The organism is Kitasatospora setae KM-6054, assembly GCF_000269985.1.
Lineage (GTDB): Bacteria > Actinomycetota > Actinomycetes > Streptomycetales > Streptomycetaceae > Kitasatospora > Kitasatospora setae.
Window position 1 is genome coordinate 4,791,624 of the sequence record NC_016109.1, and the last position, 13,962, is coordinate 4,805,585.

The window sequence follows — 13,962 nt, forward strand, 5'->3', positions numbered from 1 at the left end:
GCGAACTCGGCGAGTCCGGACGACCTCGCCGGCACTCTCCTCACCTGCGACAACCACCTGATGTACGGCCGCGACCCGGTCAACGGCGGGTTCGGCGCGAACGTCCTGCCGACCGCCTCCGGAGTCGGCCACTTTGACTACTGGAACAGCGACGGCGCCTCCCCGCGGACGAAGGGGCGTGTCATCACCGGGGGGCTGGACTGACCATGCGACACCTACGACACCTACGACACCTGCGACTGATCACCATCCCCGCCGCGGCCCTGCTGCTGGCCTCCTGCGGGCTCACCCACGACCAGCTGAAGCCCACCATCACCAGGGCGGAGGGTGCCCTGAACACCAGGTTCCCCAACGGCAAGCCGGAAGGGAACAAGGCCGTCTTCGACGCCTTCGAGCAGAAGGTGCGCGCGAGGGGCTTCACCGAGAAATGGCGCGATTCCAGCGCCGTGATGTACCAGAACGCCGCCGACGGCTTCGCCATCGGACTGATCGAGAGTTCGGACTCGAGCAAGCTCCTGACCCTGTCCGTCTCCTCGCCGTGCGTCTGGCCGGACGGCACCCCGCCCAAGAAGTGACCGGCTCCCGTACCGGCGATCGCAAACGGGTGCCTGAACCGTCCGGCAGATCCTGTGGATCCCCGGGCGACGTGACCGACATCGTCACCGGCAACGGTGGCAACACGACCAAGGAGAACCACTGTTGAGGACCCGAACCCCGTTCGCCGCCTTCGCCACCGTCCTGCTGGCGGTGACGCTCACCGCCGGCTGTTCCGGCTCGGAGGATCTCGGGCCGCTCGGTGACCCGACCGCGGCGCAGCAGCGGATCGACTCGCTGATCGCCGGGACGGCCAAGGCGATCACCCCGGCGGTGACGCTCACGCCGTACGTCGGGTTCACCTACGCCGAGGAACGGAACGTGGTCGGCAACAACACCGGCTACGCCGAGGTCGAGCGGGAGGACTCCCTGGAGGAGCGGATCGCCGAGGGGAAGAAGGACGCCCTGCTCGACCAGGTGGAGAAGGACTGGACGGCCCAGGGCTGCACGGTCGACACCAAGGAACCGGACGACCGGCGGAAGTACACGGCGGCGACCTGCCCGGACAAGGCACACGTCATGGTGGACGCCGAGGGCAGCGCGGTGGTCATCAGGGCATGGGTGTCGAAGACGAAGTTCCGTAGCGGCGGCAACCCGTTCCCGGACACCCAGACCCCCCTCCCGCTCGCCAGCCACCACCCCGCCGGCCAGCAGGACCACTCCTACTGGTCGCACTGACCCGTCCGCCCCGCCGGTGGCGTCCGTCCGCCGCGCCGCGCCGGCCGCGCCCGCCGTGCTGCCGGCCGGGGTGGCGCGGTGCGGTGCGTTCCGGGCCGCTTTTCCCGGCCGGATTCGGACCGATCCGGCCCGGAGTGTGGACAAGACGCCGCCCCCGGGTGCGTCATAGGGGGAACGTGAAACGGGTCACAGCCCCAGGGCGGCCGGAGGTGCCCCATTCGAGTCCTGATCATCGGCGGCGGCTGCGCCGGACTGAGCGCCGCGCTGCGTCTCCAGCAGTTGCTGCGCGCCCGGTTGAGGGACCGCCGGGTCGAGCTGACGATCGTCGAGCCGCAGCCCTACCTGACGTTCCAGCCGCTGCTGGCCGAGGTCGCGGCCGGTTCCATCGACCCGCGCCACGTCGTCGTGCCGCTGCGCGCCGCGCTCCCCGACTGCCGGGTGCTCACCGCCCGGGTCACCCGGATCGACCACGCCACCCGCACCGCCTGGGTGGACGCGGCGCCGCGCGGCGAACTCCGACTGCCCACCGAAGTCCGGTACGACGTCCTGGTGATGGCCCCCGGCTCGGTCTCCCGGACCGCCCCCGTGCCGGGCTTGGCCGAGCACGGCATGGGCTTCGCGACCGTCGGCGAGGCGGTCGCCCTGCGCAACCACGTGCTGGAGCAGCTCGACCTGGCCTCCTCCACCCGCGACCCCGAACTCCGGCACGCCGCACTGACGTTCGTCTTCGTCGGGGCCGGCTACGCAGGTGTCGGCGCGCTCGCCGAACTGGAGGACATGGCCCGCACCGCCACCAAGGGGTACCACAACCTCGACCCGGACGACCTGCGCTGGATCCTGGTCGAGGCGAAGGACCGCATCCTCGGCGAGGAGACCCCCGAACTCGCCACCCACACCCTCGCCGAACTGCGCGAACGCAACATCGACGTCCGGCTCTCCACCACTCTGGAGTCCGCCACCGACCGGCTGATGCTGCTCTCCGACGGCAGCCGCTTCGCCGCCCGCACCCTGGTCTGGACGGCCGGCATCCGCCCCGCGCCCGTCCTCTCGCTCACCGACCTCCCGCTCGACGGCGCCGGCCGGATCACCTGTCTCCCCACCCTGCGGATCGCCGCCCCCGACGGCACCCCGCTGCCCGACGCCTGGGCCGCCGGGGACTGCGCCTCCGTCCCCGACCTCACCGGCGAACCCTGCGCCCCGAACGCCCAACACGCCCTGGCCCAGGCCAGACTGCTCGCCGAGAACCTGGCCGCCGAACTGGCCGGCCAGCCCCTCGCCGACTACCGCCCCGACCAGCCCGCCTGCTCCACCTCGCTCGGCCTGCGCCGCGCCGTCGCCCACACCCGCCGCGGCACCCGGCTCACCGGCCGCCGCGCCTGGTGGCTGCACCGCGCCCGCCAGTTGCGCCGGCTGCCGACCCGGGAGCGCCGGATCCGGGTGCTGACGGACTGGCTGTTCGGCGGCCTCTTCCAGCGCGAGATCGTCTCGCTGGGCACCATCGAGCACCCTCGGGCCGAGTTCGAGTCGGGCTTCACCAGCGGCCCCGGTACCTGACTCTCCCCCCGTCCCCTTCCCACCTCCGCCCTCCCTTCCCTCTCTTCTCCCCCCTCTCCTCCTGCGGCCCTTTCCCGGCGCACTGAAGCGCACCCCCGGCGCGCGTTCTCCGGAACGCGCCGTACCGGGGGCGCGACTTCCGGAATCACGCCGGAGCCTGACAGGATCAACCCCGACGGAATCATTACGGCGAGTGCGACGGTGCCCACGCGTTGTGATCATCACACTGCAAGGGCCCTCTCTGCAGGCACCACCCCCCATCAGTCCCCGAGGAAGCGGCCGACGTTGAACCTCATGCGCTGGAGCGCCCGGCTCACCGGAGCCACCTGGCGGGCCACCCCCGCCACCGCGGACGAATCCGTCACCGTCCCCGGCCCGCGCGATCCGGCCGCCCCCTGTCACGACCCCCGCGACGCCGAGCAGCCCTACGACCTGCACGACGTCCTGCGCCGCCTGCCCGCCCCCGTCGCCCTCACCCACGGGCCCCAGCACCACCTCGGCTACGCCAACCAGGCCTACCGCGAGCTGTTCGGCGCCCGCACCCCCGGCCGTCCCGCCGCCGAATCCCTGCCCGAGCTCGCCACCCTCGGCGTGCTCCCGCTGCTCGACCAGGTCCTGCGCAGCGGACGCCCGCGCAGCGTGAAGTCCCGCTGCATCCTCGGCCTCGGCGGCAACCGCTACTACAACATCGCCTGCGTCCCGCTCGGCCCCGACGAGCACGCCGCCCCCGCCGGCGTCCTGGTCTTCGCCACCGAGGTCACCGACCAGGTCCAGTCCGCCGGCCGCCTCCGCGAAGCCGAACGCCGCCAGCGCGAAGCCGCCGTCACCCTCCAGCACAGCCTCCTCCCGCAGAAGCTCGAACAGCCCGACACCCTCCACGTCGCCGCCACCTACCAGCCCGGCGGAGCCGACGCCGCGGTCGGCGGCGACTGGTACGACGTGATCGGCCTCGGCGGCGGCCGCACCGCCCTCGTCATCGGCGACGTCATGGGCCGCGGCCTGCGCGCCGCCGCCGTCATGGGCCAGCTCCGCACCGCCGTCCGCGCCTACGCCCGCCTCGACCTCCCCCCGCACGAGGTGATGACCCTCCTCGACGGCCTCGCCATGGAGATCGACGCCAACCAGATCGCCACCTGCACCTACGCCGTCTGGGACCCGGCCGCCACCACCCTCGTCTACGCCTCCGCCGGCCACCTCCCCCTCCTCCTGCGCGGCCCCGACGGCACCGTCCTGCGCGGCGAGGAACAGAACGGCCCCCCGCTCGGCACCGGCGGCGCCGGCCACCTCTCCCACACCCTCCGCCTCCTCCCCGGCACCACCGGCGTCCTCTACACCGACGGCCTGGTCGAACGCCGCGACCAGGACATCGACCAGGGCATCGACCACCTCGCCCGCACCCTCACCAGCCCCGTCGGCACCCCCGACACCGTCTGCTCCCGCCTCCTGCGCGCCCTCGGCGTCACCGCCGAGCACGACGACGACGTCGCGGTCCTGGTCTTCCAGGTGCCACTTGATCCGGAGCCCACGGGTGTGTAAAGTTCTTCGAGTTGCCTGACAGGGAGCACCGAGCACGCGGTCTGCGTGGACGGTCCCGGGGCGGCCAATCCCTGAGAAACCAGTTCGATGATCCGTGGCGGGTCGGCGTGTCTTTCGCGTCCTCGTTCGTATTTCGGCGTGCTCGTTTTCGGAGATTGCGGCCGATTCGCTTTTCGGAGCGGGGATCGGCTAGAGTTTGAAACGTCGGACGGGCCGTCAGGTCGCGGAAGACGAAAGCGGATCGGATCGAATGAAACTCCGGAAAACGGAGCGGAAAACATCTGCTAAGCTGGAAACACGAAAGAACGAAGCGCCCGGAGATGCGGTCGGAAGGCCGGTCGAAGGAAGCGTCCGTTCCTTGAGAACTCAACAGCGTGCCAAAAGTCAACGCCAGATATGTTGACATCCCCGGCCGGCCGACGTGTTCGGTTGGTTGGAGATTCCTTTATGAAGTAACACTAGCGAGGACGCAGTGCGCGGGGCCGCCCTATTCCGGCTGGTCGCCGTGCCGCTCTTTGTGAAGACATTCACGGAGAGTTTGATCCTGGCTCAGGACGAACGCTGGCGGCGTGCTTAACACATGCAAGTCGAACGGTGAAGCCCTTCGGGGTGGATCAGTGGCGAACGGGTGAGTAACACGTGGGGAATCTGCCCTGAACTCTGGGACAAGCCTTGGAAACGAGGTCTAATACCGGATACGACCGCTTCCCGCATGGGGGGTGGTGGAAAGCTCCGGCGGTTCAGGATGATCCCGCGGCCTATCAGCTTGTTGGTGGGGTAACGGCCCACCAAGGCGACGACGGGTAGCCGGCCTGAGAGGGCGACCGGCCACACTGGGACTGAGACACGGCCCAGACTCCTACGGGAGGCAGCAGTGGGGAATATTGCACAATGGGCGAAAGCCTGATGCAGCGACGCCGCGTGAGGGATGACGGCCTTCGGGTTGTAAACCTCTTTCAGCAGGGAAGAAGCGCAAGTGACGGTACCTGCAGAAGAAGCACCGGCTAACTACGTGCCAGCAGCCGCGGTAATACGTAGGGTGCGAGCGTTGTCCGGAATTATTGGGCGTAAAGAGCTCGTAGGCGGCCTGTCGCGTCGGATGTGAAAGCCCGGGGCTTAACCCCGGGTCTGCATTCGATACGGGCAGGCTAGAGTGTGGTAGGGGAGATCGGAATTCCTGGTGTAGCGGTGAAATGCGCAGATATCAGGAGGAACACCGGTGGCGAAGGCGGATCTCTGGGCCATTACTGACGCTGAGGAGCGAAAGCGTGGGGAGCGAACAGGATTAGATACCCTGGTAGTCCACGCCGTAAACGTTGGGAACTAGGTGTTGGCGACATTCCACGTCGTCGGTGCCGCAGCTAACGCATTAAGTTCCCCGCCTGGGGAGTACGGCCGCAAGGCTAAAACTCAAAGGAATTGACGGGGGCCCGCACAAGCAGCGGAGCATGTGGCTTAATTCGACGCAACGCGAAGAACCTTACCAAGGCTTGACATACACCGGAAACTGGTAGAGATATCAGCCCCCTTGTGGTCGGTGTACAGGTGGTGCATGGTTGTCGTCAGCTCGTGTCGTGAGATGTTGGGTTAAGTCCCGCAACGAGCGCAACCCTTGTTCTGTGTTGCCAGCATGCCTTTCGGGGTGATGGGGACTCACAGGAGACTGCCGGGGTCAACTCGGAGGAAGGTGGGGACGACGTCAAATCATCATGCCCCTTATGTCTTGGGCTGCACACGTGCTACAATGGCCGGTACAAAGGGCTGCGATGCCGCGAGGCGGAGCGAATCCCAAAAAGCCGGTCTCAGTTCGGATTGGGGTCTGCAACTCGACCCCATGAAGTTGGAGTTGCTAGTAATCGCAGATCAGCATGCTGCGGTGAATACGTTCCCGGGCCTTGTACACACCGCCCGTCACGTCACGAAAGTCGGTAACACCCGAAGCCGGTGGCCTAACCCGTGAGGGGAGGAGCCGTCGAAGGTGGGACCAGCGATTGGGACGAAGTCGTAACAAGGTAGCCGTACCGGAAGGTGCGGCTGGATCACCTCCTTTCTAAGGAGCACATGGCAGCTTCGGGCGAATGTCCCGGAGTGCTAGCTCATGGGTGGAACGTTGACTATTCGGCACACACGGTGATGGAGATCGCGAGTACTGCCCTTCCGGGGCGTGGAAAGCGGTGTTCCGGAGGCGGGTGTGGCGGGCACGTTGTTGGGTCCTGAGGGAACGGCCAGTGGTCGTTGTCTTCAGGTTGCCGGCCTCATGCCGGGCGTCCCTGTCTTGGGGGTGTCGGGTTTGGGTGTCTGGTCGTTGTTTGAGAACTGCACAGTGGACGCGAGCATCTGTGGCCAAGTTTTTAAGGGCGCACGGTGGATGCCTTGGCACCAGGAACCGATGAAGGACGTGGGAGGCCGCGATAGGCCCCGGGGAGCTGTCAACCGAGCTTTGATCCGGGGGTGTCCGAATGGGGAAACCCGGCAGTCGTCATGGGCTGTCACCCATACCTGAACACATAGGGTATGTGGAGGGAACGCGGGGAAGTGAAACATCTCAGTACCCGCAGGAAGAGAAAACAACCGTGATTCCGGGAGTAGTGGCGAGCGAAACCGGATGAGGCCAAACCTTGAGCGTGTGAGACCCGGCAGGGGTTGCGCTCAAGGGGTTGTGGGAAAGTTCTTCAGTCGTCTGCCGGCGGCTGGGCGAGTCAGAAACCGTATGGGTAGTCGAAGGACATGCGAAAGGTCCGGCGTAGAGGGTAAGACCCCCGTAGACGAAATCTGTACGGCTCGCTTGAGCTTCTCCCAAGTAGCACGGGGCCCGAGAAATCCCGTGTGAATCTGGCGGGACCACCCGCTAAGCCTAAATATTCCCTGGTGACCGATAGCGGATAGTACCGTGAGGGAATGGTGAAAAGTACCGCGGGAGCGGAGTGAAATAGTACCTGAAACCGTGTGCCTACAAGCCGTGGGGGCAGCCTTTTAGGCTGTGACTGCGTGCCTTTTGAAGAATGAGCCTGCGAGTTTGCGGTGTGTAGCGAGGTTAACCCGTGTGGGGTAGCCGTAGCGAAAGCGAGTCCGAATAGGGCGTTCGAGTTGCATGCCCAAGACCCGAAGCGGAGTGATCTAGCCATGGGCAGGTTGAAGCGCGGGTAAGACCGTGTGGAGGACCGAACCCACCAGGGTTGAAAACCTGGGGGATGACCTGTGGTTAGGGGTGAAAGGCCAATCAAACTCCGTGATAGCTGGTTCTCCCCGAAATGCATTTAGGTGCAGCGTCGCGTGTTTCTTGCCGGAGGTAGAGCACTGGATAGGCGATGGGCCTCACCGGGTTACTGACCTTAGCCAAACTCCGAATGCCGGTAAGTGAGAGCGCGGCAGTGAGACTGTGGGGGATAAGCTCCATGGTCGAGAGGGAAACAGCCCAGAACACCGACTAAGGTCCCTAAGCGTGTGCTAAGTGGGAAAGGATGTGGAGTCGCAGAGACAACCAGGAGGTTGGCTTAGAAGCAGCCACCCTTGAAAGAGTGCGTAATAGCTCACTGGTCAAGTGATTCCGCGCCGACAATGTAGCGGGGCTCAAGCACACCACCGAAGTCGTGTCATTGCAGCAATACTCCCAACGGAGGCTGTGATGGGTAGGGGAGCGTCGTGTGCCGGGTGAAGCAGCCGAGGAATCGAGTTGTGGACGGTTCACGAGTGAGAATGCAGGCATGAGTAGCGATACAAGAGTGGGAAACTCTTGCGCCGATTGACCAAGGGTTCCTGGGTCAAGCTGATCTGCCCAGGGTAAGTCGGGACCTAAGGCGAGGCCGACAGGCGTAGTCGATGGACAACGGGTTGATATTCCCGTACCCGCTTTGAAGCGCCAACGTCGAACCAGGTGATGCTAAGGCCGTGAAGCCGGCCCGGAGTCTTCGGACGATGGGACGTGGTGGAGCCGCCGGTCCAAGCCTGTAGTAGGTGAGCGATGGGGTGACGCAGGAAGGTAGTCCAGCCCGGGCGGTGGTAGTCCCGGGGTAAGGGTGTAGGCCGAGTGATAGGCAAATCCGTCACTCATCAAGGCTGAGACCTGATGCCGAGCCGATTGTGGTGAAGTGGATGATCCTATGCTGTCGAGAAAAGCCTCTAGCGAGTTTCATGGCGGCCCGTACCCCAAACCGACTCAGGTGGTCAGGTAGAGAATACCGAGGCGTTCGGGTGAACTGTGGTTAAGGAACTCGGCAAAATGCCCCCGTAACTTCGGGAGAAGGGGGGCCATTGCTGGTGACGGGACTTAGCTCCCTGAGCTGGTGGTGGCCGCAGAGACCAGCGAGAAGCGACTGTTTACTAAAAACACAGGTCCGTGCGAAGCCGTAAGGCGATGTATACGGACTGACGCCTGCCCGGTGCTGGAACGTTAAGGGGACCGGTTAGTCACGATTCGTCGTGGCGAAGCTGAGAACTTAAGCGCCAGTAAACGGCGGTGGTAACTATAACCATCCTAAGGTAGCGAAATTCCTTGTCGGGTAAGTTCCGACCTGCACGAATGGCGTAACGACTTCTCGACTGTCTCAACCACAGGCCCGGTGAAATTGCATTACGAGTAAAGATGCTCGTTTCGCGCAGCAGGACGGAAAGACCCCGGGACCTTTACTATAGCTTGATATTGGTGTTCGGTTCGGCTTGTGTAGGATAGGTGGGAGGCTTTGAAGCCGTGACGCCAGTCATGGTGGAGCCATCGTTGAAATACCACTCTGGTCGTGCTGGATGTCTAACCTGGGTCCGTGATCCGGATCAGGGACAGTGTCTGGTGGGTAGTTTAACTGGGGCGGTTGCCTCCTAAAGGGTAACGGAGGCGCCCAAAGGTTCCCTCAGCCTGGTTGGCAATCAGGTGTTGAGTGTAAGTGCACAAGGGAGCTTGACTGTGAGACTGACGGGTCGAGCAGGTACGAAAGTAGGGACTAGTGATCCGGCGGTGGCTTGTGGAAGCGCCGTCGCTCAACGGATAAAAGGTACCCCGGGGATAACAGGCTGATCTTCCCCAAGAGTCCATATCGACGGGATGGTTTGGCACCTCGATGTCGGCTCGTCGCATCCTGGGGCTGGAGTAGGTCCCAAGGGTTGGGCTGTTCGCCCATTAAAGCGGTACGCGAGCTGGGTTTAGAACGTCGTGAGACAGTTCGGTCCCTATCCGCTGTGCGCGTAGGAGTGTTGAGAAGGGCTGTCCCTAGTACGAGAGGACCGGGACGGACGAACCTCTGGTGTGCCAGTTGTCCTGCCAAGGGCATGGCTGGTTGGCTACGTTCGGGAGGGATAACCGCTGAAAGCATCTAAGCGGGAAGCCTGCTTCGAGATGAGCACTCCCACCTCCTTGAGAGGGTAAGGCTCCCAGTAGACGACTGGGTTGATAGGCCGGATATGGAAGCCCTGTGAGGGGTGGAGTTGACCGGTACTAATAGGCCGAGGGCTTGTCCTCAGTTGCTCGCGTCCACTGTGTTGTTCTGAAACAACGACCCCCACCGCATGGTGGGTGGTGCACAGTTTCATAGTGTTTCGGTGGTCATAGCGTGAGGGAAACGCCCGGTTACATTCCGAACCCGGAAGCTAAGCCTCACAGCGCCGATGGTACTGCAGGGGGGACCCTGTGGGAGAGTAGGACGCCGCCGAACAATCTTTCAAGGAAAGGGCTCCAGCCGTCAGGCTGGGGCCCTTTTCGCATTTCTGCATTTCCGGATCTCCACTGGGGATTCCGGCCGGTGACCCAGCGGGCGTCGTGCGAAGCGAGGAAGGCGACGACGTCGGCGACGTCGGCGATGCGGCCGAGGGCGGTGAGGGAGGCGGCGGAGCCGGCCGCTAGGGCCGAACTGGCGTTGGCGGCCTGGCCGGAGGAGGACGCCCCGGTCCGGTGATCCGTACGGAAAACCGGCCGGAGAACGTACGCTCGCTGGCATGCGGACTTCTGAGAACACGTCAGGTGCGGGCCGGATCGAGCGGATCGAGGCGCTGGCGCCCGAGCAGGCGGGGGCGGTGCGCGAGTTGCTCGCCGCGGCGGCCGGGGCGGACGGGCGGGAGGCGGTGTCGGAGGCCGGGCGGCTGCGGGTGCGGCCGGACAGCCCGCGGGCGGGGGTGCGGCACCTGGTGCAGTCGGTGGACGGCGCGGTGGTCGGCTACGCGCAGCTGGAGGGCGAGCGGCCGGGCACGGTGGAGCTGACGGTCGCCCCGGCCGAGCGCGGCCGGGGCCTGGGCGGCGCGCTGGTGGACGCGGTGCTGGCCGAGGGCGCGGGCGGGCTGGACTTCTGGGCGCACGGCGGACTGCCGGCCGCCCGGCACCTGGCCGAGCGGCACGGCGCGGTGCTGGTGCGCGAGCTGCGGCAGATGCGGCGCACCGCGGCGGCGCCGGACGCGGTGCCGCTGCCCGCCGGCGTCGAGCTGCGGACCTTCGAGCCGGGCCGGGACGAGGCGGCCTGGCTGGCGCTGAACGCGCTGGCGTTCGCGCACCACCCGGAGCAGGGCTCCTGGACGGAGCGCGACCTGGCGGAGCGGATCGCCGAGCCCTGGTTCGACCCGAAGGGCTTCTTCCTCGCGGAGCGGGACGGCCGGCTGGTGGGCTTCCACTGGACGAAGGTCCAGCCGGACGGCCTCGGCGAGGTGTACGTGGTGGGGGTGGATCCGGCCGAACAGGGTAATGGCCTGGGGAAGGCGCTGACGGCGGCGGGCCTGCGGCACCTGATCCTGGAACGCGGCCTGCCGACGGTGATGCTGTACGTGGACGCGGACAACGCCGCGGCCGTCCGGGTGTACGAGCGGCTCGGTTTCGCGGTCCACGAGGTCGACCTGATGTACCGCTGGGCGCCGTCCGGGGAGCGCTGAGCGGGTCGGAGGCGGGCGGAAGGGAGCGTCCGCTAGCAGCCACGGGGGCGACGGACTCAGCTTTCCTCCTGGCCATGCGGTGTTTACCGTGGATTCAATCGGCGCCGCGAAGATCACAGAATGTCGTCCGTATTGCCACGTCCGCGTCACCGCTCCACCCACCGCCCGGCCGGGCGGATCCTGGCCTCCCCGGGCGGGTGGACGTGGTTCGACGAGGACGAGCAGCCTGCGGAGTCATGCCCTTCGCCCCACTGGGACCGCGTCCTGCAGGAGGAGCTGGAACTGATGAGCATCCCCCGCCCCGTCTCCGACTCGGCCGACCCGGTCGAGCGCAGCAGTGAGCAGAAGCCGGCCGTCCGTTCGGGCGCGAGGTCCGGCGCCGGTTCCCGGGCCGCCGCCGGCAAGGACGCCGGCAAGGACGCCGACAAGGACACCGGCAAGGAGCCCGGCCGGGAGCCCGGCCGGGAGCCCGGCAAGGGCGCGCGGCCGCGTCCGGTGCCGGTCCGCGCGAGCAAGGCCAAGGCGGCCGAGCCCAAGGCGGCCGAGCCCAAGCCCGAGCCGAGGAGCGAGCCGAAGTCCGGGGCCGAGCCGCCGCGCGCCGCGACGGCGCTGCCCGCCGCGGTGTCGGCGGCGTTCGCCGCGGGCACGCTGAGCCCGGTGGCCGGCGGCGCGGACGAGGAGGAGCTGCCGCAGGGCCGCTTCCTGGACCGCGAGCGCAGCTGGCTGGCGTTCAACGAGCGGGTGCTGGAGCTCGCCGAGGACCCGAACATCCCGCTGCTGGAGCGGGCGAAGTTCCTGGCGATCTTCGCGTCCAACCTGGACGAGTTCTTCATGGTGCGGGTGGCCGGCCTCAAGCGCCGGATCGCCACCGGGGTGGCCCAGCGCTCGGCGTCCGGCCTGCAGCCGCGCGAGGTGCTGGACCAGATATGGCGCCGTTCGCGCGAGCTGATGGCCCGGCACGCGGCGACCTTCCAGCAGGAGGTGCTGCCCGACCTGGCGGCCGAGGGCGTCGAGCTGGTGCGCTGGCCCGACCTCGCGGAGACCGAGCAGGCCCGGCTGCACACGCTGTTCCGGCAGCAGATCTTCCCCGTCCTGACGCCGCTGGCGGTCGACCCGGCGCACCCGTTCCCGTACATATCGGGGCTGTCGCTGAACCTGGCGGTGGTGGTGCGCAACCCGGTGTCCGGGCACAAGCACTTCGCCCGGGTGAAGGTGCCGCAGTCGCTGTCCCGGTTCCTGGAGGCGTCGCCGCAGCGGTACGTGCCGCTGGAGGACGTGATGGGGGCGCACCTGGAGGAGCTGTTCCCGGGGATGGAGGTGCTCGCCCACCACGCGTTCCGGGTCACCCGCAACGAGGACCTGGAGGTGGAGGAGGACGACACCGAGAACATCCTGAAGGCGCTGGAGAAGGAGCTGATGCGGCGCCGCTTCGGCCCGCCGGTGCGCCTGGAGGTCGAGGAGTCGATCGACCCGTACATCCTGGACCTGCTGGTGCGGGAGCTGAACATCACCGAGGCCGAGGTCTTCCCGCTGCCCGGGCCGCTGGACCTGACCGGGCTGTTCGGGATCGCCGACCTGGACCGGCCGGAGCTGAAGTACCCGAAGTTCGTGGCGGGCACCGCGCGCGGGCTGACCGACGTGGAGTCGGCGACGCTGCCGGACATCTTCGGCGCGATGCGCGAGCGGGACGTGCTGCTGCACCACCCGTACGACTCGTTCTCCACCTCGGTGCAGGCGTTCCTGGAGCAGGCCGCCGCCGACCCGCACGTGCTGGCGATCAAGCAGACGCTGTACCGCACCTCCGGCGACTCGCCGATCGTGGACGCGCTGATCGACGCGGCGGAGTCCGGCAAGCAGGTGCTGGTGCTGGTGGAGATCAAGGCGCGGTTCGACGAGCAGGCGAACATCAAGTGGGCCCGGAAGCTGGAGGAGTCCGGCTGCCACGTGGTGTACGGCCTGGTCGGGCTGAAGACGCACTGCAAGCTGTCGCTGGTGGTCCGCCAGGAGGGCGACACGCTGCGCCGGTACTCGCACGTCGGCACCGGCAACTACCACCCGAAGACCGCCCGGCTGTACGAGGACCTCGGCCTGCTGACCGCGGACCCGCAGGTCGGCGCCGACCTGAGCGACCTGTTCAACCGGCTGTCGGGCTACTCGCGCCGCGAGTCGTACCGGCGGCTGCTGACCGCGCCGCGCGGGCTGCGGGACGGGCTGGTGGCGCGGATCAACGGGGAGATCGCGCACCACCGGGCCGGGCGCCCGGCGTTCGTCCGGATCAAGGTCAACTCGATCGTCGACGAGGTGGTCATCGACGCGCTGTACCGGGCCTCGCAGGCCGGCGTGCCGGTCGACGTGTGGGTGCGCGGCATCTGCGCGATCCGGCCGGGCGTGCCGGGGCTGAGCGAGAACATCCGGGTCCGGTCGATCCTCGGCCGGTTCCTGGAGCACTCCCGGCTGTTCGTGTTCGGCAACGGCGGCGACCCGGAGGTGTGGATCGGCAGCGCCGACATGATGCACCGCAACCTGGACCGCCGGATCGAGGCGCTGGTCCGGGTCACCGACCCGGCCCACCGCTCCGAGCTGAACGGGCTGCTGGAACTCGGCGTCTCCGACGAGACCGACTCCTGGCACCTGGGCGCCGACGGCACCTGGACCCGCCACTCGCAGGACGCCGAGGGCCGGCCGCTGCGCCACGTCCAGGACCTGCTGATCGACTCGCGCCGCCGCAACCGCGGCTCCGCCGCCGCGCGCTGAGCG

General features: G+C 67.0%; 6 protein-coding genes, 3 rRNA genes and 1 pseudogene. All 10 read left to right on the forward strand.

Annotation, left to right across the window (positions count from 1 at the left end; genetic code table 11):
• The first annotated feature begins 60 nt into the window (after positions 1–60).
• The 10 genes and pseudogenes from KSE_RS42935 (at position 61) to KSE_RS21390 (ending at position 13,959) form a co-directional block, all read left to right on the forward strand.
• Entirely contained in the window at positions 61–204 is a 144-nt protein-coding gene (locus tag KSE_RS42935; protein ID WP_014137415.1) for a hypothetical protein, read from the forward strand.
• Between the two features lie 2 nt (positions 205–206).
• Positions 207–575, forward strand: coding sequence for a hypothetical protein (locus KSE_RS21350; protein WP_014137416.1), 369 nt, complete (start codon positions 207–209; stop codon positions 573–575).
• A gap of 124 nt (positions 576–699) precedes the next feature.
• Entirely contained in the window at positions 700–1,272 is a 573-nt protein-coding gene (locus KSE_RS21355) for a hypothetical protein (protein ID WP_014137417.1), read from the forward strand.
• A 225-nt stretch (positions 1,273–1,497) separates the two neighbouring features.
• A complete protein-coding gene (locus KSE_RS21360; RefSeq protein ID WP_202524001.1) occupies positions 1,498–2,826 on the forward strand; it encodes an NAD(P)/FAD-dependent oxidoreductase in 1,329 nt (442 codons plus the stop codon).
• 285 nt (positions 2,827–3,111) lie between these two features.
• Positions 3,112–4,356: pseudogene (locus tag KSE_RS21365) on the forward strand (PP2C family protein-serine/threonine phosphatase); the annotation flags it as partial.
• Positions 4,357–4,888: 532 nt separating this feature from the next.
• Positions 4,889–6,412 (forward strand): 16S ribosomal RNA (locus tag KSE_RS21370).
• Between the two features lie 291 nt (positions 6,413–6,703).
• Positions 6,704–9,811: ribosomal RNA gene (locus tag KSE_RS21375) — 23S ribosomal RNA — on the forward strand.
• A gap of 76 nt (positions 9,812–9,887) precedes the next feature.
• Positions 9,888–10,004 (forward strand): 5S ribosomal RNA (rrf, locus tag KSE_RS21380).
• Together the 16S, 23S and 5S rRNA genes form the textbook arrangement of a ribosomal RNA operon.
• Positions 10,005–10,284: 280 nt before the next feature.
• A complete protein-coding gene (gene mshD, locus KSE_RS21385) occupies positions 10,285–11,205 on the forward strand; it encodes a mycothiol synthase (RefSeq protein ID WP_014137420.1) in 921 nt (306 codons plus the stop codon).
• Positions 11,206–11,490: 285 nt separating this feature from the next.
• Positions 11,491–13,959: an RNA degradosome polyphosphate kinase gene (locus KSE_RS21390; protein ID WP_014137421.1), complete on the forward strand. Its 2,469-nt coding sequence runs from the start codon at positions 11,491–11,493 to the stop codon at positions 13,957–13,959.
• Positions 13,960–13,962: the final 3 nt, after the last annotated feature.

Excerpts from the sequence above, each read along its gene's own strand:
- KSE_RS21350 (WP_014137416.1), top strand. The coding sequence starts at position 207 with ATGCGACACCTACGACACCTACGACACCTGCGACTGATCACCATCCCC.
- KSE_RS21390 (WP_014137421.1), top strand. The coding sequence starts at position 11,491 with ATGAGCATCCCCCGCCCCGTCTCCGACTCGGCCGACCCGGTCGAGCGC.
- mshD (WP_014137420.1), top strand. The coding sequence starts at position 10,285 with ATGCGGACTTCTGAGAACACGTCAGGTGCGGGCCGGATCGAGCGGATC.
- KSE_RS42935 (WP_014137415.1), top strand. The coding sequence starts at position 61 with ATGTACGGCCGCGACCCGGTCAACGGCGGGTTCGGCGCGAACGTCCTG.